General features: G+C 48.8%; 22 protein-coding genes. 1 reads left to right on the forward strand and 21 read right to left on the reverse strand.

Features of this window, described 5'->3' with window-relative positions; translation table 11 throughout:
* Positions 1-14 precede the first annotated feature (14 nt).
* From lepB to BUA14_RS11310, 16 genes are all read right to left on the reverse strand, one after another.
* Entirely contained in the window at positions 15-527 is a 513-nt protein-coding gene (lepB, locus tag BUA14_RS11230) for a signal peptidase I (protein ID WP_011460443.1), read from the reverse strand.
* Between the two features lie 408 nt (positions 528-935).
* Positions 936-1,277: a 50S ribosomal protein L19 gene (gene rplS, locus BUA14_RS11235; protein WP_072772690.1), complete on the reverse strand. Its 342-nt coding sequence runs from the start codon at positions 1,275-1,277 to the stop codon at positions 936-938.
* Between the two features lie 168 nt (positions 1,278-1,445).
* The gene (locus BUA14_RS11240) at positions 1,446-2,003 is read right to left on the reverse strand and encodes an RNA methyltransferase (protein ID WP_072772691.1); all 558 of its coding nucleotides are present in this window, start codon (positions 2,001-2,003) and stop codon (positions 1,446-1,448) included.
* Between the two features lie 11 nt (positions 2,004-2,014).
* Positions 2,015-2,806, reverse strand: coding sequence for a tRNA (guanosine(37)-N1)-methyltransferase TrmD (gene trmD, locus BUA14_RS11245; protein ID WP_072772692.1), 792 nt, complete (start codon positions 2,804-2,806; stop codon positions 2,015-2,017).
* On the reverse strand, positions 2,803-3,315 hold the full coding sequence (rimM, locus tag BUA14_RS11250; RefSeq protein WP_072772693.1) for a ribosome maturation factor RimM: 513 nt from the start codon (positions 3,313-3,315) through the stop codon (positions 2,803-2,805). Before rimM ends, trmD begins: the two co-directional genes overlap by 4 nt.
* A gap of 1,052 nt (positions 3,316-4,367) precedes the next feature.
* Positions 4,368-4,598, reverse strand: coding sequence for a KH domain-containing protein (locus tag BUA14_RS11260; RefSeq protein WP_011460446.1), 231 nt, complete (start codon positions 4,596-4,598; stop codon positions 4,368-4,370).
* Between the two features lie 22 nt (positions 4,599-4,620).
* On the reverse strand, positions 4,621-4,887 hold the full coding sequence (gene rpsP / locus BUA14_RS11265; protein ID WP_072772695.1) for a 30S ribosomal protein S16: 267 nt from the start codon (positions 4,885-4,887) through the stop codon (positions 4,621-4,623).
* 61 nt (positions 4,888-4,948) lie between these two features.
* Positions 4,949-6,310 (reverse strand): signal recognition particle protein, encoded by a 1,362-nt coding sequence (gene ffh / locus BUA14_RS11270; protein ID WP_072772696.1) that lies wholly within the window; start codon positions 6,308-6,310, stop codon positions 4,949-4,951.
* 26 nt (positions 6,311-6,336) lie between these two features.
* Positions 6,337-6,705: a YlxM family DNA-binding protein gene (gene ylxM / locus BUA14_RS11275; protein WP_018210951.1), complete on the reverse strand. Its 369-nt coding sequence runs from the start codon at positions 6,703-6,705 to the stop codon at positions 6,337-6,339.
* Positions 6,706-6,956: 251 nt separating this feature from the next.
* Complete coding sequence (locus BUA14_RS11280) at positions 6,957-8,252, reverse strand: amidohydrolase (RefSeq protein WP_072772697.1); 1,296 nt, start codon at positions 8,250-8,252, stop codon at positions 6,957-6,959.
* Positions 8,253-8,313: 61 nt separating this feature from the next.
* Positions 8,314-8,952 carry a class II aldolase/adducin family protein gene (locus BUA14_RS11285; protein WP_072772698.1) on the reverse strand — a complete coding sequence of 213 codons (639 nt, stop codon included), beginning with the start codon at positions 8,950-8,952 and terminating at the stop codon, positions 8,314-8,316.
* Positions 8,952-9,989: an S-methyl-5-thioribose-1-phosphate isomerase gene (mtnA, locus tag BUA14_RS11290; protein ID WP_072772699.1), complete on the reverse strand. Its 1,038-nt coding sequence runs from the start codon at positions 9,987-9,989 to the stop codon at positions 8,952-8,954. Before mtnA ends, BUA14_RS11285 begins: the two co-directional genes overlap by 1 nt.
* A 15-nt stretch (positions 9,990-10,004) precedes the next feature.
* Positions 10,005-10,781, reverse strand: a complete 777-nt coding sequence (gene mtnP, locus BUA14_RS11295; protein WP_072772700.1) for an S-methyl-5'-thioadenosine phosphorylase — start codon at positions 10,779-10,781, stop codon at positions 10,005-10,007.
* Positions 10,782-10,792: 11 nt separating this feature from the next.
* Complete coding sequence (ftsY, locus tag BUA14_RS11300) at positions 10,793-11,734, reverse strand: signal recognition particle-docking protein FtsY (RefSeq protein WP_427846686.1); 942 nt, start codon at positions 11,732-11,734, stop codon at positions 10,793-10,795.
* 190 nt (positions 11,735-11,924) lie between these two features.
* On the reverse strand, positions 11,925-13,472 hold the full coding sequence (locus BUA14_RS11305; protein ID WP_072772702.1) for a flavocytochrome c: 1,548 nt from the start codon (positions 13,470-13,472) through the stop codon (positions 11,925-11,927).
* A 25-nt stretch (positions 13,473-13,497) separates the two neighbouring features.
* On the reverse strand, positions 13,498-13,965 hold the full coding sequence (locus BUA14_RS11310; RefSeq protein ID WP_072772703.1) for a cytochrome c3 family protein: 468 nt from the start codon (positions 13,963-13,965) through the stop codon (positions 13,498-13,500).
* Positions 13,966-14,212: 247 nt separating this feature from the next.
* Between BUA14_RS11310 and BUA14_RS11315 the strand changes: the two genes are divergently transcribed.
* Entirely contained in the window at positions 14,213-15,427 is a 1,215-nt protein-coding gene (locus tag BUA14_RS11315) for a PucR family transcriptional regulator (protein WP_072772704.1), read from the forward strand.
* Positions 15,428-15,513: 86 nt separating this feature from the next.
* On the opposite strand, the gene BUA14_RS11320 is transcribed toward BUA14_RS11315, so the two are convergent.
* The 5 genes from BUA14_RS11320 to BUA14_RS11340 all read right to left on the reverse strand — a co-directional run bounded on the left by BUA14_RS11320 (position 15,514) and on the right by BUA14_RS11340 (position 20,500).
* Positions 15,514-16,911, reverse strand: a complete 1,398-nt coding sequence (locus BUA14_RS11320) for a nucleoside recognition domain-containing protein (RefSeq protein ID WP_072772705.1) — start codon at positions 16,909-16,911, stop codon at positions 15,514-15,516.
* Positions 16,908-17,723, reverse strand: a complete 816-nt coding sequence (locus BUA14_RS11325; protein WP_072772706.1) for a FeoB small GTPase domain-containing protein — start codon at positions 17,721-17,723, stop codon at positions 16,908-16,910. The genes BUA14_RS11320 and BUA14_RS11325 overlap by 4 nt, the downstream gene beginning before the upstream one ends.
* Before the next feature lie 54 nt (positions 17,724-17,777).
* Complete coding sequence (locus tag BUA14_RS11330) at positions 17,778-18,026, reverse strand: FeoA family protein (protein WP_005813176.1); 249 nt, start codon at positions 18,024-18,026, stop codon at positions 17,778-17,780.
* Positions 18,027-18,263: 237 nt separating this feature from the next.
* Positions 18,264-19,988, reverse strand: a complete 1,725-nt coding sequence (locus BUA14_RS11335; RefSeq protein ID WP_072772707.1) for a methyl-accepting chemotaxis protein — start codon at positions 19,986-19,988, stop codon at positions 18,264-18,266.
* On the reverse strand, positions 19,985-20,500 hold the full coding sequence (locus BUA14_RS11340; protein WP_072772708.1) for an FMN-binding protein: 516 nt from the start codon (positions 20,498-20,500) through the stop codon (positions 19,985-19,987). The genes BUA14_RS11335 and BUA14_RS11340 overlap by 4 nt, the downstream gene beginning before the upstream one ends.
* Positions 20,501-20,662 lie beyond the last annotated feature (162 nt).

Below are 20,662 nucleotides of genomic sequence, written 5' to 3' on the forward strand. Positions count from 1 at the left end.
TTCTTATCTACCCTCTACCAAAAGAACTTAATTCTTTGGAAGGGACTATAAACAAACCATGCTTTCCCAATAATATAGCTTCTGGGTAGAACCCCCCATTCTCTTGAATCACCGCTCTCCCGACGGTTATCGCCCAAAACAAAGATATTTTCAGCAGGGATGGTTTCAGGTTCAAAGGGTGAATAATCCCCTTGCTTCAGATAAGGCTCCTGAATCAGTGAGCCGTTGACATAAACCTGATTACCCTTGAGCTCAACGGTCTCACCATCCACAGCAATGACCCGTTTGACAAAGGTGCGGCTGGTATCTTTTGGATAGGCAAAAACCACAATATCGCCCCGGGTGGGGGTTCCGTATTGGTAAGCAAAACGATTCACGAGAATTCTATCCCCTGGAACCAAAGTAGGCTCCATGGAATTTGAAGAAATAGTATAGGGCTGAAGTACAAACAAACGTAAAAGAGCAGCACAAACAACCACTGCTGCCAGGACCCAGATTAACCATCCGATTCTTGTCTTATGCTTCACCGTTTTTCTCCTCCCTGTTTCAAACTCTACACGAGTGTAATGGCGCGTTCACTTTCAGCTGAATGACGCAGGATGAATTTTCAGTCTGCAAGGCGAAGAAGTGAGGCATAGTGGTGCTACGCCGATTGACGACAACGCGGCAGATGGAAATTCAGACAAGTCATTAAGCGAAACGTGAGCGTGTCGCTACACTAGTATGAGCAGAAATTTTAAGGAGCATACAGCATTTTTCAAGACAAGAAAACCCGACTTCACCCGAAGACAAGGCTATCGCACTTGTTTGCCTTAAATGCCTGCTCGCAAATGAGGCGAAGTCGCTGGTTGCTCTTATGCTTTCTGATAGTGCGAAAAAGCGAACGGGATTTTGTATATAATAAAAGGGCCGGATAGCTCCAGCCCATCTTATTGCTAGCGGCGGTCGCGAATCCGCGCTGCTTTACCTGAAAGTTGACGTAGGTAGTAGAGTTTGGCACGGCGTACGATACCGCGGCGTATTACCTCAATACGGTCAATGCGAGGAGAATGCAGCGGGAAAGTCCGCTCTACTCCTACACCATAAGTTACCCGGCGCACGGTGAAAGTCCGGCGAAGACCGCCGCCTTTCATCTTGATAACAACCCCTTCGAAAGCCTGAATACGTTCCCGAGTACCCTCGACAACCTTGACGTGGACACGTACGGTATCTCCAGGACGGAAGGCAGGAAGATCTTTTTTCATTTGTTCTTCTTCAATCATGCGAATAAAATCCATTATTGATTCCCCCCTTCCTTGCCTAGATGTTCATACACTGAGCCGATGTTTCATCACCAAGCTTTTCACAGTGAGCGGACCATCCGTTTTACCGTGATATTGTATCACAAACAATAAGCTGAGTGCAACTTTAAAATCGCAAACACCTTAAAATCTTAAAAATAATATTTAATGTCCTCTTAAGCGATCCAAAATAATGGCTGCCGCAGAGCGGACGGAAAGATGATTCCATTCTCCAGGCCCATAGATCGGTTCCAGAATGATATCACACTCTTCCATAACCTCCCTGAGCAGGCCCCAGCCTGTGCCAAAGAGCAGAAGCAACGGCTCTTCCCCATTCTCGATTTTATCCCGTACGGCTGTATAGCCTAAGGTATTGGGGTATCGTCGGGCATCCGTGGCTATCTTCAAAGGCCTTCTCCCTTGCTCCTTAAAGATCTCCTCTTCAACCTCGGCAAGCTCACTGGCTAATTTAACCCGGGCAAAGGCTTCCTGGCGATTGGGATTATATTCGGCACCAAAGCCTTCCTGCCAATACCCCATAATCCGTTGAGCCAGGGCTCTTTGAGCTTCAGCAGGATGGACAATATAGTAACGCTTCACTCCGTATGTGGTAGTGCTGCGAGCGATATCATGAATGTCCAGATTGGTGATGGAGGTGGCTATGGTTTCCATATTTTTATTATAGACTGGTGCATGAAGCAATGCGACATATAGATCCCCCATAATGGCTCCTCCTATCTGCGTTTTTTGGGCTTAGGCCTTAAATGTTCCCAGCGTAAGCGCTCTTGTGCCAGCTCAGGATGCTCTTGAATCAGCTCTTCTAATAAATTGAAATCGCCTGCTTGAAATTCGACCTTAGCGAACAAATCAGGACGCTTTAAGAAAGTACGGCGCAGGGCTTCCTTTCTTCGCCACCTTTCAATACGCCGGTGATGGCCGGATAAAAGAACATCCGGTACCTCCATCCCCTCAAATACAGGGGGACGGGTATATTGAGGGTATTCCAAAAGCCCTCCGCTATGAGAATCTTCCTCAGCCGAGGCTTTTTCTCCCAGAACACCGGGCAATAAACGAGCTACGGCATCCATCATCACCATGGCTGCCAGCTCTCCTCCGGTAAGAACAAAATCCCCTAAAGACACTTCTTCATCAGCAAGTCTGCGAATGCGTTCATCAAATCCCTCATAGTGACCGCAAATAAAGACCAACTCGTCCAACCAGCTCCATTCTTTGGCCTTCTGCTGTTGAAACACTTCCCCTTGAGGAGAAAGCAAAACAATCCGCCGCCGGCCGCCGCTGGGCGGCAAGTCCCGCAGAGCAGCAAAGAGGGGCTCAGGTTTGAGTACCATGCCCGCTCCTCCCCCATAAGGAACATCATCCACATTCTTATGCTTGCTCGCAGCGTAATCCCGAAAATTAATTAAACCTACCTCAATGAGCTGTGCTGCTTGAGCCCGTTTTAAAATACTCTCATGAACAGGGGCAAACATCTCCGGAAACAAGGTTAACACAGTGAACTTCATCATCGTATTTCTTCACCATCGATGAGTCCGGGGGGCAGTTCCACATCCATCCGCTTCCCGGCTACATCCACATGCTTCACTACCGTTTTCAAAGCCGGCACACAGATCTCCCCTTGATCCCCCTTGACCAGATAGACATCATTGGCCCCCGTCTGAATCACCTGGGTCAAAGTCCCCAAGAGAGCATCTCTTTCATAGACCTGCATACCCTCCAGTTCAAAGTAATACCAGCCTTCCTTAAGCGGCGGAACCTCGGACCGATCCGCTTTAATAGCCCATCCTCTGATGGCTTCAGCCTTATCTCTGGTATTAATCCCTTCCAAAGTCAGATACACTTCCAATTGATGGACTTTGGCATCCAGAACCTTCAAGCGGCGCTGTTCCTGATTCTGCACCAGGATAACTTCCTTAAGCTTCTTGAAGCGCTTCGGGTTATCCGTAATGGGATATACTTTGATTTCCCCTTGGACTCCATGGGGTTTTATGACTTCACCGATTAAGACCTCATCCATAGAACATTGCTCCTTTTTTGAGGAAAGTATACTTTAAACCGACCTGCAAGCCTGAAGCCTCCAGGATTTTGCTTTACGCCGTTCGCTCCATAAGCTGCGCGGACAAAACTAACGCTCAAGCCCTCCACTCCGTCGGGTCCACCTGCGCCGCTAAGTAGTCTCTGTGGCATTGGCGGCTTGGGCGAAACCCTCGTCCGGCTTTCGTGGCCAAATCGCTCCTCGAAAGCACTGCTTTCGCACTTTGTTCTCAATGGCCGGTTGGAAACGTCCTGTTTCCAACCCGACTCCGCCGCAGGCTTTTCGCGAAGTTTTGTTTCCGCTCGCTTAAATTCGCTCACATCTGTAAAGCAAAATCCTTGGGCTGCTTCTCGGGATTGAGTGGCAGGGCGTTGTAGGTTCTTAGCTTAGTCTGCTTTCCAGCCTGAGCAGGTGTTATAGGCCCTTCTCCTAGCCATTCTGTTAGCCTTGCCGACGCCGCTTGCGGCATGGTCGGCGAATTGAGAGAAGGCTTAGACTAAGCCTCAAAAGAAAACTAAAGCAAGACCCGTGAAGTGTAGCTTTACGTACAAAAGACGTGAACTCCGGAGAAGAAACCTTCCGGTGGAAGGTTTTAGGATTCACGCCCGAAGGTAACGGATTTAGCGGAGGGGCGGTTAGGTGAACGTCGCTTTCTTAACGTAGCGCAGCCACGGTTCACATCAGGTATTACCCTGAGGTTTGGCACGAAAGTGTCCAGTGGACAGTTTCGCTCAAGGCGGCATTCCACAGAGCATACTTATCCGCCGCAGATAGCTGTTAAGAAAGCGAGTGAACCAGCCCCGGAGCTATGGAGAACGTGAGTCTCCGATCAAGAAACCTTCCGGTGGAAGGTTTCAGGAGATCACGCCCGAAGGTCCGTTGTGCGTAAAGCTACACAACCCGAGCAAAGCTTAAACGATACCGCCCAAACAAGGCGTCATTCCCCTCCTTATGGATCCCACCAAGCAAGCATGCAAGCCCGGACACTTACAAGCACCTAATGTCAAAAAGGGCTTAAAGCCCTTCTCAACACATCACTGATCAATGTCAACATGCACTCTGCGGCCATCTTTGACTGCAGCAGCTTTTACTAACGTACGTATAGCGTTAGCAATTCTTCCCTGCTTACCAATCACTTTGCCCATATCCTCCGGAGCAACGGTGAGCTGCAGGTGAACGGATTTCTCCGTTTCCGATTGAGCAACCAGAACTTGCTCCGGGTGATCGACTAAAGCTTTCGCAAGGACCTCTACGAGTTCCTTCACAGGAGCACCCCCAATAATCCAATTACTTCTTGGACTCATGGTACTTAGCCAGAACCCCAGCCTTGCGAAGAAGAGACTTCGCTGTATCTGAAGGTTGAGCACCAGTTGCTAACCATTTCATTGCTTTTTCTTCATCAATGTTCAGGACTTCCGGTTGTTTCGTAGGATCATAGAAGCCAATTTCCTCAATGAAACGACCATCGCGTGGAGAATTGGAATCCGCAACGACTAAACGATAGAAGGGATTCTTCTTAGCGCCCATGCGGCGAAGACGAATTTTTGTTGCCATGTTTTTCACCTCCTCATCAGGATACTTATCACCTTTCGGAAAGATAAGCAGAACTAGAAAATTATTTAAAAGGGAAAGGCATACCTAATTTCTTCCCTTTTTTACCCTTTTTGCCCTTGCCCATCATCCCCATACCCGAACCACCGGCAAATTGCTTCATCATCTTTTGCATCTGCTCGAACTGTTTCAGCAAACGTCCCACTTGTTGAACGCTGGTTCCACTTCCTGTGGCGATGCGGCGCTTTCTGGAATCCTTGATCAGGGCGGGTTTTCTGCGCTCTTCAAGAGTCATGGAGTGAATAATGGCTTCCACATGAGCCATATCTTTTTCGTCAACCTGAACGTCTTTCATCTGCTTCCCGACACCGGGAATCATTTCCAGCAGAGAATTCAAGGGTCCCATCTTTTTCAGCTGCTGCATCTGATCCAGAAAATCATCCAGGGTGAATTCCTGCTTGCGCAGCTTCTGCTCCATTTCCCGGGCCTGCTTCTCGTCAAAAGCTTCCTGAGCCTTTTCAATCAGGGTCAGGACATCTCCCATTCCTAAAATACGGGAGGCCATCCGCTCCGGGAAAAAGGGCTCAATAGCATCCATCTTTTCTCCGACACCGGCAAATTTAATCGGGCAACCGGTTACAGCCTTCACAGAGAGAGCCGCTCCACCACGGGTATCCCCATCCAGCTTGGTCAGGATGATGCCATCGACCCCCAGCTCGTTATGGAAGCTTTCCGCTACATTCACGGCATCCTGCCCGGTCATGGCATCGACCACCAGCAGGATTTCATGGGGTTTCACCGAGGACTTAATCTCCCTGAGTTCTCCCATAAGCTCTTCATTGATATGCAGGCGGCCTGCCGTATCGATGATGACCACATCCAGGCCCTGGCTGTTGGCATGCTGAAGGCTGGCGGCGGCGATCTTTACCGGGTTTTCCTGGCCTAAGGAAAACACAGGCACCTTGATCTGTTCACCGAGGACTTCCAGCTGTTTGATGGCTGCCGGACGATAAATATCGCAGGCGACCAAGAGGGGATGTTTGCCTTGCTTCTTCAGCATATTAGCCAGCTTGGCACCGTGGGTTGTCTTACCGGCTCCTTGCAAGCCCACCAGCATAATGACTGTAGGAGGCTTCGAGGAAATATTTATCTTGCTGGAAACACCGCCCATTAAGGCGACCATTTCCTCATTAACAATTTTGATCACCTGCTGTCCAGGGGAAAGAGATTCGAGAACCTCCTGTCCAATGGAACGCTCCTTGACTTTGGCGACAAAATCCTTAACCACTTTAAAGTTCACATCAGCTTCCAATAAGGCCATACGGACTTCCCGCATCGCTTCATTGACATCCGCCTCAGTGAGCTTGCCTTTACTCTTTAACCGCTTGAATGTTTCTTGTAATTTTTCACTTAGACCTTGAAACATACCAGCCCTCACTTTCCGGACTCAACCTAAGAAGCTTCAATATCCCGATATATTTCATCAATTTTTTGACTTATGGATTGATGCCGTTCCCAGGCTTTCTCGTTGGAAAAATCCTTATGCTCGAATTCCTGCACTAATTGGTGAACTTCGGATAATTTATGCTGCTCGTCGGCAAAGCGGCGAATCAGTCCCAGCTTATCCTCATACCCCTGCAGGATCTTTTCCGTCCTCTTCAACAAGTCATACACTGCTTGCCGGCTGATCTTCTCAAGATCAGCAATCTCCACCAGGGAAAAATCCTGTTCATAATGGAGATCCCAGATCCTCCCCTGCTTGGGAGTTAAAAGAGGACCATAAAAATCCGCCAGTAATGCCATTTTTGCAAATCGTTCCAATGCAAAAAGCCTCCCGTAAAGGATTTTTACTTTACTGCGCTATTTTAGGGCATATTCATCAGTTTGTCAAGTAATTTTACTTTCCTGCACTTGTAATTTTTAAAGGACTTAATTTTTAAAGGTAATTTTTCAAACAGCAATTCTTTATATAACACTTGATACGACACTTGCATTTCCTGTTTTAAGAACACTGCACCTATATTCACATATATTAATGAAGGGAAAATTATATTTTATAGAATTTAAAAAACCTATAAGCCTTGTGCTATCCCTTTGGCCCGCCTTTCCACCTCTCGGCAAACCCGTTTGATATCTATGGTCATGAGCTGACGTTCCTGCATGAGAATCTTGCCATCGACCATGACTGTACGCACATCGCCGGCATGGGCGACATAGACCAAATGGGCAGGAATGGAGAATCTCGGGTAAAAATGAGGCTGATCAAAATTGATGGAGATCAAATCCGCCTTATAGCCCGGTGCCAGCACACCCACATCGTGAAGTCCCAAAGTCCGTGCCCCATCCACTGTAGCCATCTGCAGCACCTCATAAGCAGGCAGAGCCGTGGCTCCTTTGACAAGCTTTTGCTGAAAGGCCGCCGAGCGCATCTCCCCGAACATATCCAGATTATTATTGCTGGAAGTGCCATCCGTACCCAAGCCAACCACAACCCCCCGTGAACGGAGTTCGGGAATCGGCGCCGTGCCGCTGTTTAATTTCATATTGCTCTCGGGATTATGGGCCACAAACACCTTGCTTTGGGCCATAATCTCCTGATCTTCCTCAGTCAGGTGCACACAATGGGCGGCCACCACATGTCCTCCGAATAAACCCAGTTCTTCCAGCCATTGAACAGGGGTCTTACCGTATTGCTCTTTGATGGTTTTGATCTCATCTTCCGTCTCCGCCACATGGATATGAATCCCTACTCCCAGACGGTCCGCTTCCTGCTTAACCCGCTGCAGAAACTCTCCGGAACAAGTATAAGGAGCATGGGGACCAAACATAACCTGAATCCGCCCCTGACCTGCACCATGATAATTCTTGACCAAGTCTATGTTCTCGGCAAAAGCTCTTTCTCCATTAGGTGCGTTGCCAATCAAGCCCCTTGATAAAACGCCCCGGGTACCGGCCTCCAAAACGGCTTTCGCCACCTGATCCATAGAAGCATACATATCCAGCATCGTCGTCGTCCCGGATTGGATCATTTCCCCCAGAGCCAGCAAGGTTCCCCAATAGATATCTTCATCGGACATTTTATCCTCAAAAGGCCAAATCTTCGTCTGCAGCCAAGGCATCAAGGGCAGATCATCGGCATAACTTCTTAACATGGTCATAGCCGCATGAGTATGAGTATTAATAAGTCCCGGCATAACCACATCCTCAGGCAGATCGATGATCTGATCAGGAATAAAGCTGCCCGGAGCAGAACCTTTCTCCCCGACAAAGAGAATCCGGTTATTTTCAATCCCTATTTCTCCCTCGGGATAGAAATCTTCCGGGCCGGTCATGGGCAATACCATAGCGCGAATGAGAATTTTGGACATAACTATCACTCCTTACAACCAATGATTTAGACCCCCAATCCATTGGAGGTCTAACAGCCGATTAAGCTCGTTGTCCGTAGCTTTTCTGATAGGCGCGGCGCATGATTTGAATGTCTTCAGGGCTTAGTGCCGCCGGTTCACCCAAGAGCCGGGACATGATATGAATCTGAGCACTTTTCTCTACAACTTGACATACTTTAAACGCTTCAGCCAAGGAGAAGCCAACCCCGACCAGACCATGATTAGCGAGAAAGACAGCATTCTTATCTTCCAGCGCCTGCACAGCACTAAGGGCAAGCTCCAGCGTGCCGGGTAGCTCATAGCGGGCCACCGCCACCTGACCTCCGGCAATCATCACCAAATCCTCCACAATCCCCGGGAGGGGAAGGCGGGATACAGCATGGGCTGTAGCAAATGGAGAATGGGTGTGGACGATTCCTTTAACATCAGGCCGCTGCTTATAGATCTCTCCATGGAGCAGCAGCTCCGAAGACGGCTTGCGCTCTCCCTCCAGCAAAGTGTTATCCATACTCAGCAGGACCAGATCCTCTTCCTTCAAAGAAAAGTAATCCATGCCGCTGGGAGTAATCCAATACCCATTGCGGTCAGAATCCCACGCGGAGATATTCCCCCAAGTCCCGGCGACCATGCCGCTCTGAGCTATTTTTTGGCCGATCTCCAGAATTTTCCCTTTGAGCATCAAGAGCGCACCATCATCTTTAGTAAATTCACAGAGTAAGGTGAGGTTACGATACCCTTTTCCGTAATAATTCCCGTAATCAATTTGGCGGGAGTCACATCAAAAGCAGGATTATACACGGGGACTTCCGGCGGGGCTACCTGAACCCCAAAGACCTCCCTTAATTCCTTAGGATTCCTTTCTTCAATAGGAATATCTTGTCCACTGGGAACTTTCAAGTCAATGGTGGAGGTAGGGGCAGCCACGTAGAAAGGTATGCCATGAGCATGAGCCAAGACCGCCAGAGAGTAAGTGCCGATTTTATTGGCCGTATCTCCGTTGGCTGCGATACGATCCGCACCCACGATGACCAAATCAATATTTCCCTGCTGCATTAAAAATCCAGCCATATTATCCGCGATGAGGGTCACAGGAATTTGATCATTCATCAATTCCAGAGCTGTCAAACGGGCTCCTTGCAAGAAGGGGCGGGTCTCATCGGCGTAAACGTGAACTTTCTTGCCCGCCTGCTGGGCGGCACGTATTACCCCAAGGGCAGTGCCATACTCCACAGTAGCTAAGGCACCTGCGTTGCAATGGGTAAGAATATTGGCTTCCACCGGAATAATTGCGTTGCCATGTTCCCCGATGAGACGATTGACACGACGATCGTCCTCAGCTATACTTTCGGCCTCTGCCACCAAGGCTTGGCGAATTTCCGCCAATTCCTTCGCCTCATGCTGATCCCGCAGCCGATCCTCCATACGGCGCAATGCCCAAAAGAGATTGACAGCTGTGGGGCGGGTCTCCGCCAAACGATGCTGAACTTTTTCCATATGAGCCGACAAGTCTGCCAGCTCACCTGAATAGCCTATTGCTCCCAGGGCGTATCCGTAAGCTGCTGCGGCGCCGATAGCCGGTGCACCCCGAACTTCCATTTTTTCAATGGCCTCCGCCACTTCCTCATAGGTTGCAGCCATTCTATACTTAATTTCTACAGGTAAACGGGTCTGATCCAATATTTTCAAGGAATCTCCCATCCACTCTAATGCTTTCACCTTCGTACCGCCTTTCTAAAACTTACCGACCTCTGCATTAGCCATTTGACACCGACAATTCTGTTCGTGGCGAAGTATCCGAAATGTTTCTTGTATTAAACCGGCTGCCTTGTTTCCGGCAGCTTGCAAGCTTTCAACGACTTCCTGATGGGTTAGGGGGTGATCGGCTATTCCTGCCGCTTCATTGGTAACCATGCCGATCGTAGCATAGCACATACCGCATTCTCTGGCCAAAACCACTTCGGGCACGCTGGTCATCCCCACACATTCTCCGCCGAGAATTTGGTACATCCTGATTTCAGCCGGAGTCTCAAAGCGCGGCCCCTCTGTACATACATAGGTAGCCCCGTCCTGCAAAGGCACCCCTATGGACTCTCCGGCTTCACGAATCACCGCTTGTACAGACCGGCAATAGGGTTCTGTCATATCCACATGGAGTACGCCCTGCCCTCCCCCTTCATAAAAGGTCTGAGGACGGCTCTTGGTGAAGTCCAGAAATTGATCCAAGAGCACAATATCTCCCAATTGGAGTCGGGTGGAAAGAGAACCCACGGCAGCCGTGGCAATGATTTTACGGACACCAAGTTCTTTTAAAGCCCAGATATTGGCCCGATAATTGACCAAATGAGGCGGCACTGTATGCCCTTTGCCATGACGGCTCATGAAGACAATGGGCTCATCATGGGCCTTAAAACGCCCGATCTCCACCGTTACCTTTCCATAAGGGGTAGGGATGCTTTCTGTACGGAGATCCAGCAGAGCAACCGTCTCTAGTCCTGTTCCACCGATCAATGCGAAGGTATTCAGATTTCTTCCTCCTCATCATCCTGAGTCTGATCAAAAAGAGCACTGGCAAAATCTTGGGGAATAAAGGGACGTAAATCCTCCATCCCTTCCCCTACGCCAATCCATTTCACCGGGATATTAATTTCTCCCTGAATCCCCAGGACCACACCGCCCTTAGCTGTACCATCCAGTTTCGTAAGCACAATTCCCGTCACCCCGGCCACTTCCTGAAAAAGCTTGGCTTGCTGGAGAGCATTCTGTCCTGTTGTCGCATCAAGGACGAGGAGAACTTCATGGGGTGCCCCGGGAATTTCCCGTTCAATGACCCGCTTAACTTTGCGCAGCTCTTCCATTAAGTTGACTTTATTATGTAGTCGGCCGGCCGTATCCATAATGACCAGATCGGCACCCCGGGACTTCGCTGCCTGAAGGGCATCATAGGCTACCGCCGCAGGATCGGCACCTTCTTTTTGTTTTATGACTTCCACACCGGCCCGCTGTCCCCAGGCCTCAAGCTGATCAATGGCCGCTGCCCGAAAGGTATCTCCGGCAGCCAGGATAACTTTCTTTCCTTCCTCTTGGAAGTAATGAGCTAACTTGCCGATGGTCGTGGTCTTGCCCACTCCATTGACACCCACCACTAAAAAGATGCTGGGACCATGTTCTGCAAAGTTCATGGACTCTTCTTCTCCCAGCAGTTCAGCAATCAGCTCTTGGAGAACAACCTTTAGCTCTTCCGCCTCCTGTAATTTTCTTTTCTTTACCTCTTTACGCAACCCTTCAACCAGTTCAAAGGAAGTATTTACCCCCACATCGGAGCGAATCAATACTTCCTCCAGCTCTTCATAGAGCTCTTCATCAATTTTCCGTCTTCCCGTTAAAATCTCTTCGACTTTAGTAACAAACTGATCCCGAGTTTTCGTCAATCCGTTTTTTAATTTAGTAAAAAAACCAGCCAACTGGACTTCCTCCTTATGCATAGGCACACCTTTGAGGCTATTGTATCACAATCTGGTCAGGCTCTCAAACTAATCCAGTTTAAATTGAAAAGAGCCATATTCCAACAAAATGGAATACAGCCCCTTTATTTTTCTAATTATTCATCCACTAATTATTCATCTGTTTTTAATCTCTCTCTTGAATTGAATTCTAACCCCAGGCCTCTGCTTTAGCCGCTTCCTGCCCACTAATGCGGCCATTGACAATGCAGTCTGTACACGCTACTCCACCCAGACGCACCGCACCATGGATACCTCCTGTGACTTCACCGGCGGCATAAAGCCCTTTGATCGGTTCGAAATCCTGATTGATCACCTGAGTCTGCAGATTGGTCATGAGTCCGCCCATGGTATGGTGGACCTTAGGCCACATGCGGGTAACATAGAAGGGGCCTTGTTCAGTGGGTTTAGCTCCCTCCATAATCATGCAATTGAAATCATCATCTTTGCCCTTGAGGACAAAGGAGTTCCAACGCTTGATTTCAGCCAGGAAGGGTTCTACCGGAACATTATAGGCTTTGGCCACTTCTTCGAGAGTATCGTACTTCTTAATCGAGCCGTTTCCCATAGCTCCTTCGAGAATTTGGGGCAGAATCTGCAGCTTCACAGCATATTCGTCAGCTACATGAATACCGGGTTCACCCAAAGCAATGATCGCATCCGCTCTGACCTTCCGGTTCCCCGATTCCATAATAAACCGCTTGCCGGTTTTGACGTCGATCATGGGAGCAAAGCCAACCAGTCGTTCGACGAACTGGGGCACATAGCCAAATCCCTTTTCGTCAGGGCTGGTCCAGGGCCCAAGCTGAATCCAATCCATATGCACATCCATAGCTTCATGCTTCAGCGCCTCTCTCAGCGCCTCCCCCGTAGCACCCAGGTGGTTGGTGCTGGTGAATTTGTCGGTGATTCTGGGATCGTGGATGGTACGCATCCTGATGTCCTGGGAGAACCCGCCGGAAGCGATGATTACGGCTTTCCTGGCTTTGATCTGCAGCGGTGTCCCACTGCTCTCATTGCCATATTTATAGCCATCCAGCACTTCTACGCCGATGATCCGTTTCTCATCATTCTCCATGAAGCGGACGAATTTTCTATTGTTCGAAACGGATATACCTTTTCCTTCTAACTTCGCCAGCATAGCCTTAATATACCCTGAGCCGGAAGCCTCTTCCGATTGATGAGCTCTTAATACAGAATGGCCGCCATGGTAATTCAATTTTTCTCTGAATTTCATGCCCAGATAATTCTGACACCATTCCAACGCTTCGTTGGATTTTTCTGCGACAAGAGTGGCCTTATCCACATGATTGATATTGCCGCCGGCCTTTAGCATGTCCGCTACCATAAGTTCGACAGAATCCTCAACGCCTGCGGCTTTTTGCATCTTCGTATTGGCACAGCACATATCTCCGCCATTAATAGCTGAGTTCCCTCCGCTCACAGGCATCTTTTCCAAAATAATGACCTGTGAACCTGCCTCAAGGACTTCCAGCGCAGCTGCCAGACCTGCAAAACCACTGCCGATGACAACCACATCGGTCTCTTCCTTCCATTCCGGACCGGCTTGGGCGGGCTGAGGTGCCGGATTCGCTGCTCCTGCTGAACAACCGGCCAGGGTTCCCACACCGGCAATGGATACACCGGCTAAAGCCATCGTTTTTAAAAATTGTCTTCTATCAACTGCTTTTTGGGTCATGGGGTTAGCTCCTCTCAAAATAGAATTAGAGTTTAGTCCATAGCTCTTCATCCAGTTCATTGATCCAGGGGAAATCATGACAAGTTGAACACATCATTTGTGATTTGGCATGAATGGCATGACATGTGGTGCAGTCAGCTGTGTCATAGTGGTGAGGGCCATGGGGGTTCGGTTCCTTTTCCTTGGTCAGCAGGGCAACCTCTGCCATGCCCTTATGGCAACTTAGGCATTGCTCCTGTTTTACCGGGTTTTCCACACCTTGCTCATGGCATTGCTCGCATTGCAGGCCCATTTTCGAATGACTATTATTGGCCTGCTCACCAGTGTTCACCAGGGCCGCTTGACCGCCTTCTCCGCCACCTCCTTGAGGCTTTGTTTGACTTGCCGCTTGTTGTCCATCACAACCCATTACAGCGATGAAGACAAATAGCAGGCATCCCAACAAAAAAGCCAGTTTAAATTGTGCTGAAGGTCCTTCTTTTCCTGTGCGCACTCCAATCCTCCTTTCTTCCATCATGGGAAAGGTTCAATACTTTCTTGTGCCAAATCATTCTATCTTTCCGGATGGCTCTCCTTCGTAGCATTAGACAAACATAGCCGGGTTTTTTTCAGACAAATATATAATTGTAATTACAAGCACAAGCAGCTATACTAATACATACTAAACTTATATTTTCTAAGGACAGCGCCGGTCTACCCAACACATCACTTCATATTTTCATTTGCAAAGGAGCATAAAGATGGCTCATACCGATGAGGTCAAAGTGTCCTTGACCCATTCAGTTCTTGAAATGAATAATTTGGAGCATGTCCTGAGCTACTTGCGCGAATCCACCGGGCGGAATGTCGTCATCTCGGATTACAAAGGAACGACCTATAGTCTGGGTTCGGACCAGGAGCAACTTCCCCAGAGTTTTTTCGATATCATCTTAAACTGGGATGAAGGCAGCCCTTATCTGTGGGATGAAGAGCTGCTCACTTTATGCTATAAAGTGGGAACCAGTGAAAAGGATGGTTTTATCTTCGTCGAACCGGTCCATTCCGAAGAATGTCACGAACTGATCCCCGGTTTAGAAAAAGCTTCCCTGGCTGTTAAAACCTATTTTAACCTGGCCCATTCCATGGAAAAGCTTAACAATGTCTATACCAATAACTTTATTGCCGATATTCTCTTGTGCAATATCAATATCAAAGAGCTTCTCAAACAAAATTCATTCCTCCTTAATTATGACTTAAATAATCTGTATTATGTTTGTATCATGCTGACCGACCGCATCTTGACGGAAATAGAAAAGCAAGCCCTCCTGGCCTACACCAGAGATTGGCTCAAACTCAACAAGCTGGATATTTTCTGCACCGTTTGGGATAATAAGTACCTGGTTCACATCTGCCCTACCCATTATGATGTGAAAATTCTCGATGTGGACAGCGGCTGGAAAAAATCCCTGGACAATATTACCCGTTATCATGAAGATGTACGCAAAAAATTTAATTTCAAGGCCACCTTTGGCATTGGCAATAAATATCTCATTGATAAACTGCATCTGAGTTATCAGGAGGCCCTCTATGCTATCCATCTCTCCGAGCTGACCGGGAATGGCAACCAAGTCAGACATATCTATGATTTAGGGGTCTACAGTCTGATCTTCAGCAATAGCCTGGATCATCTTAAATCGTTATATAAAAAATACTTAAACGCACTGATCGTTCACGATAGAGTGAACAACAGCATGCTGCTGGAGACCTTGCGCTGCTATTTTGACGCCAATTTAAATATCAATGAAACCGCCGAGCGGTTGTTTCTTCACATCAATACCCTGCGCTACCGCTTAAAAAGAGTCGAGGAACTGACCAATACCAGTTTCCAAAAAGCTTACGACCGAACCAATCTTTACATTGCCCTTAAAGTATACGATGTACTGGGGCGCCTGGAGTTGATTGACCCCTCACAGTGATGTTTTCATCACGATCAAGGACAGATCTTAGCTGCTTTCAGCAACAAAAGATCTGTCCTTATATTTTCTATAACTGAGTAACTGCTCTATACCCACCCTAATGCGTAAACCGTCTGGGCTACCATAAAGCAAACGATAAAGGCAATCACCGTGGGAAGAAGAAAGCCCAGCGCCGTCCACTTTTTGCTTCCGGTCTCTTTATACATACTGAGGAGAGTGGTGGCACAAGGCCAATGCAAGAGGGAGAACAGCATGGTGTTCAGAGCGGTCAGCCAAGTCCAGCCATTGGCTAAGAGCACTTCTTTCAACTCCGCCAGGGTGCTGAAATCTGTTAATTGTCCCGTAGCCAAATAACTCATCAGGAGAACGGGGATCACGATTTCATTGGCCGGTATACCTAAGATAAAAGCCATAAGAATAAATCCATCCAACCCTATAGCCTTAGCTGCGGGATCCAGGAAGGCTGCAATATGGGTAAGAATGCTCGCCTCTCCCACCCATACATTAGCCAGAACCCAGGTGGCCGCTCCGGCCGGTGCCGCTACGATGACCGCCCGGCGTAAGACGAATAAGGTGCGATCCAGCATGGAGCGATACAGAACCGAACGGACCTTGGGCCGGCGGTAAGGGGGCAGCTCCAGGACCATCGAAGAGGGTTCCCCTTTTAAGAGGGTCATGGACAATCCCCAGGACACGCCAAAGGTGACTAAAATGCCGAAGAGCACCATAAGAATGACGGAACCTGCCGCTAAGAGGGACTGGGAAAAAGCCGCCATACCCGCGATAAAAATCGAGGCGACGGCAATCAGGGTGGGAAAACGTCCATTACAGGGAACGAAATTATTGGTTAGAATAGCAATCAATCTCTCCCTGGGGGAATCAATAATCCGGGTGGATACTACACCCGCCGCATTGCAGCCAAAGCCCATGCACATCGTTAAGCACTGCTTGCCGCAAGCCTTGGCTTTCTTGAACATATGGTCCAGATTAAAGGCCACCCTGGGGAGATATCCCAGATCCTCCAACAGGGTAAACAAGGGAAAGAAGATGGCCATGGGCGGCAGCATCACCGCAACGACCCAAGCCAGTGTCCGATACATACCCAGCACCAAAACACCGTGGAGCCAAGCCGGCGCACCTAAGGCATTAAAACTCTGGGTAAGGGTATCCTGAAAAGCAAAAAGCGCCGTAGCCAGGAGTTGGGAGGGGACATTAGCCCCCACGATCGTAATCCAAAAAATCAGCCCGAGGATGCCCAGCATGATCGGGTAGCCAAAGGCTCTGGAGATCACGATCTTATCAATACCCTCCCGCCACCGTCTTGCTTGCTCTTGTTCACGGCAGATCACCCGATTGGCGAGTTTTTCCGAATAAGCAAAAATATCAATAACCACGCGATCCGTGATGGAATGGCCAAAATCCTCGCGAATCGTTTCCGTATCCCGATAAAGCTTCAATAACGGATCAGGATTAATGCTGCTCATAACGCTACCTTCCCCTCCTCGCTTTGCAGGTTAATCTCTTGATCCTCATTCATGGCAACGAAACGGCCGATCTCTTCGATAAAGGCAGGATCGCTGTCCAAAAGGCGGAGGGCGAGCCAGCGCGGGCTAAGAATAGTGCCCATACCTACCTTTTCGATCTGGGGCTGGAGCAGCTGAATGGCCTTCTCCACATCCTCAGAATAAACAATTTGTTTGGGCTGAGTGGCTTGATTGCCCACGGCAATATCAAAAATGGCCCGCTGCAGCTCCTCAAGCCCCTGGTTATGTCTGGCTGCCGTAGCAACCACCGGCACGCCAAGCTCCTTTTGCAGGGCCTCAAAATCAATGACGATGCCTCTTTTGCGAGCCTCATCCATTAAGTTGACACAGACAATGATCCGGGGCGTAATCTCCATAATCTGCAGGGCAAGATTAAGATTTCGCTCCAGAGAAGTGGCATCCAAAACCACCACTGTGGCGTCCGGCTGACCAAAGCAAATAAAGTCCCGGGCAATCTCTTCTTCGACACTATGGGCCAGGAGGGAATAAGTACCCGGTAAATCAACAAGCATGAAGCTTTGATTGTGATAAGTAAAGTAACCCTGAGCGTTGTTCACTGTTTTGCCCGGCCAGTTGCCGGTGTGTTGGCGAAGGCCGGTCAAAGCATTGAATACTGTACTCTTACCCACATTGGGGTTTCCTGCTAAAGCAATAATCCACTGGTCGGCTGCACTGCTTATACCAAAGCTTTCTCTCCGAATTCTTCCTTTTGGCATTAGGGGAGCAGCTTGATCCCCAATTTTTAAATTCATTGCACTCACTCTCCAACACTTTCCATACTAACCGCACGCTTGCTTGGGTTTTCTTTATACTAAAGTTGAATTGACCCGGATCGACCTGGCATCCTCACTCCTGAGAGCAATCACCGTTCCGCGAACTAAGTAAGCGATGGGATCTCCGGCGGGGGCGGTCCCGACACATTGGAGGGAGGTTCCGGGAACGATACCCAAATCCAACACTCTGCGCCTCAACAGGCCGTTTAGTTCAAGATCGACTACATAAGCCTTCTCCCCCTGCTTAAGGGTGGATAAGGGAACAAGTGATTGTGTATCCATGAGTCATAACTCTCCCTTCACTGTTAGACTGAGTTAACTTTTAAATCGATTCCTTTTTTCAGGTTTGAAGTATGTTTTTTAATACAGTATTAAAGATGGAAATAAAGTGTGACTTGGCTAGTAAAGAAACCATGCTGTTTGAGGAATAAAGCCGCTGTCACCATTCCCCGGAACAGCAAAGGGGCCGTTTCCTGCAGTTTATACAGAAAACGCCCCCGTAAAGTGAGTGGTTATGGATTAGGTTATTTTAAAACGGCTTACTGCCTGCTGCAGCTGATCAGCCAACTGAGCCAGGGCTCCGCTTGACGAGGCAATTTCCGTCAGGGCGGAAGACTGCTCCTGGGTAGCTGCCGACACCATCTGGGTTTGGTCGGAGGTCTGCCGACTGATTTCCTCTACCTTGCTGACTGAATTAACCATACTATGGCTGTTCATAGACATGCCCTCCACACCGGCCGATATCTCCATGATCTGATCGGATGCCGTGTGAACCAAGGACGCAATATCAGCAAAAGCAGCACCGGCCTCATTGACGGCAGCATAGCCGGCCTGCACTTCGGAAGTCCCTTCCGTCATAGCAGTCATGGCCCTTTGCGTATCCAGCTGGATGGATTGGATCAGAACGGCAATCTGTTTGGCGGCCTGTTGGGATTGCTCGGCCAATTTGCGGACTTCCTCGGCGACAACAGAGAATCCGCGCCCTTCTTCACCAGCCCTGGCCGCCTCAATAGCGGCATTGAGCGCCAGAAGGTTAGTTTGAGCCGCCAATCCGGAAATGGTTGACACAATCTGATCGATTTCCTTGGATCGGGTTCCTAATTCTGAGACGACCAAAGCGGAATGTTCAACACTTTGTTTGATATCCGCCATTTTGACGACCACTGTGTCGATTTTGTTGCTGCCCTGAACCGCTGCCTGGGCAGCCTTTTCAGCGATCAGCGTCGCGCTGGTGCTGTTGGCCGCGATTTGCTCTATTACTTTGGCCATATTTTCCACGGTTGCCATGGTCTCAGACAAAGCGGTAACCTGTATTTGCGCACCATCGGCAGTTGCGCTGACCGCATGGGCAACCTGGGAGCCGGCCTCGGCAGCATGTCCGGCGCCGGCGTTTAACTCCTCGGAAGATGCGGCTACCATTCCGGCCGATTCCTGAACCTGGTGAATTAAATTCCGGATATTCTCAGCCATTGTCTGAAATACCATACCCAACTGCCCGATTTCATCTTTGGCTGTCCGGTACTTGGCCGGAATTTGGCTGACTAAATTGCCTGAAGCAATCTCATTGGCCGCCTTGGCCAAAGCGGACAGCGGGGTGCTGATCAGTCTGGAAATGGTGACACCCAGTACGACAGCCAGGACTCCAGCCCCCAGCACAAAAATTATCGTCTGCCAGAAGGCGGATTCAGCCCTTGCTTTATTGGCAGCCGCCACCTCATGGCCGGTTTGTTCCTTAATCAGGGACAAATTATCGATGGCTGCGCTGAAATTGGCCGAGAGCTTCGGGCCATCCTGAGCTAATACGGTATATGCAAAGGTTTTGTTGCCATGGCGGCAAAGTTCCATCACTTGGTCCAGGTGGTAATCGAAATTTTCCAGGACATTGTCCAGATAAGTAAACTGCAGCGTCTCCTCTTCGGTGCGCAGGCTTTGTTCAAAGGTTGCCAGCGCCTGGTCAATTTTTTGCCTGTTTTGCTCAATGGCTTTTAAGTGGGTTTCGATCTGAGCAGGATCTTCTTCCAGGATAATATCTCTGATGTATGCCCTGTTTTCTTCGAATGAGCCGTGAATTACCCGCAGCTCCAGCAAAGGCAAGGTCTGATAAGTGTATAGTTCCTGATCCATTTCCTGGAGGCGGAGTGTATTAAAGACCCCCAGCCCTCCCACCGCAAAGGTGATCAGGGCCAGCAAGCAGAAGCTCATCACCAGCTTGGTACTGACCTTAAGATTAGCAATAGCTTTCATGAGTCTCCCTCCCCGCTCTCCTGGCTGCCTTCCGGTATATGGGAGAGATAAACCGTCCCTTGGCTGCCCTTTTCCGCCGCAGCATAGGCTGCCTGGGCCAACTGCTTAAACTCCTGGGAGGAGGAAGTGGCACCGGTGATTCCGTCTACCTGAGCCGGATCCTGATAGATGATCAGATTCTTGGCAAAGCGCGGGCAATATGTCTTGGGGCCTAGTCCGTTGGCAGCCGTCATCCGTTGGTTATAGTCGGCATCCTGGGTTTTGAAGGCTCCCTCCGTAGATATGTAATCAAAATTGACCGCCGCGATTTTTCCTTCATCATTTATTTCCATAATCAAAAATGGCGTCCAACCCCGGCTGTCAGGCTGGTCGAACTCAGCGCGGTAGGTACCGGATATTAACCGGGTTTTTGGCTCCTCAACAAACTGAGCATTCTCTGTTTGAGGGGAGCAAGCTATCAAGGTGCCTGCTGTTATCATCCAAAGCACCATGGTCAACAATTGTTTCTTCATCTCATTCCTCCTCATACCATTAAAATTCGACTTAAAACCTAAGTATATACCAATATTCACATTATAATTCAATTATTGAATTTATACAATTTTTATCAGATTATTTTTTAGTAATTATTATCTATTTTTGCGAAAAAAAGAAACGTTCAGAAAAAGCCTGAC

Source organism: Desulfitobacterium chlororespirans DSM 11544 (assembly GCF_900143285.1).
GTDB classification, from domain to species: domain Bacteria; phylum Bacillota; class Desulfitobacteriia; order Desulfitobacteriales; family Desulfitobacteriaceae; genus Desulfitobacterium; species Desulfitobacterium chlororespirans.

Coding starts and splice junctions, on each gene's coding strand:
- BUA14_RS11280 (WP_072772697.1), bottom strand. CDS start 8,252: ATGTCCAAAATTCTCATTCGCGCTATGGTATTGCCCATGACCGGCCCG.
- BUA14_RS11340 (WP_072772708.1), bottom strand. CDS start 20,500: ATGAAGAAACAATTGTTGACCATGGTGCTTTGGATGATAACAGCAGGC.
- BUA14_RS11285 (WP_072772698.1), bottom strand. CDS start 8,952: ATGCTCAAAGGGAAAATTCTGGAGATCGGCCAAAAAATAGCTCAGAGC.
- ffh (WP_072772696.1), bottom strand. CDS start 6,310: ATGTTTCAAGGTCTAAGTGAAAAATTACAAGAAACATTCAAGCGGTTA.
- BUA14_RS11305 (WP_072772702.1), bottom strand. CDS start 13,472: ATGACCCAAAAAGCAGTTGATAGAAGACAATTTTTAAAAACGATGGCT.
- BUA14_RS11240 (WP_072772691.1), bottom strand. CDS start 2,003: ATGGGGGATCTATATGTCGCATTGCTTCATGCACCAGTCTATAATAAA.
- rplS (WP_072772690.1), bottom strand. CDS start 1,277: ATGGATTTTATTCGCATGATTGAAGAAGAACAAATGAAAAAAGATCTT.
- BUA14_RS11330 (WP_005813176.1), bottom strand. CDS start 18,026: ATGGATACACAATCACTTGTTCCCTTATCCACCCTTAAGCAGGGGGAG.
- rimM (WP_072772693.1), bottom strand. CDS start 3,315: ATGGATGAGGTCTTAATCGGTGAAGTCATAAAACCCCATGGAGTCCAA.
- BUA14_RS11335 (WP_072772707.1), bottom strand. CDS start 19,988: ATGAAAGCTATTGCTAATCTTAAGGTCAGTACCAAGCTGGTGATGAGC.
- BUA14_RS11325 (WP_072772706.1), bottom strand. CDS start 17,723: ATGAATTTAAAAATTGGGGATCAAGCTGCTCCCCTAATGCCAAAAGGA.
- BUA14_RS11315 (WP_072772704.1), top strand. CDS start 14,213: ATGGCTCATACCGATGAGGTCAAAGTGTCCTTGACCCATTCAGTTCTT.
- BUA14_RS11320 (WP_072772705.1), bottom strand. CDS start 16,911: ATGAGCAGCATTAATCCTGATCCGTTATTGAAGCTTTATCGGGATACG.
- rpsP (WP_072772695.1), bottom strand. CDS start 4,887: ATGGCAACAAAAATTCGTCTTCGCCGCATGGGCGCTAAGAAGAATCCC.
- trmD (WP_072772692.1), bottom strand. CDS start 2,806: ATGATGAAGTTCACTGTGTTAACCTTGTTTCCGGAGATGTTTGCCCCT.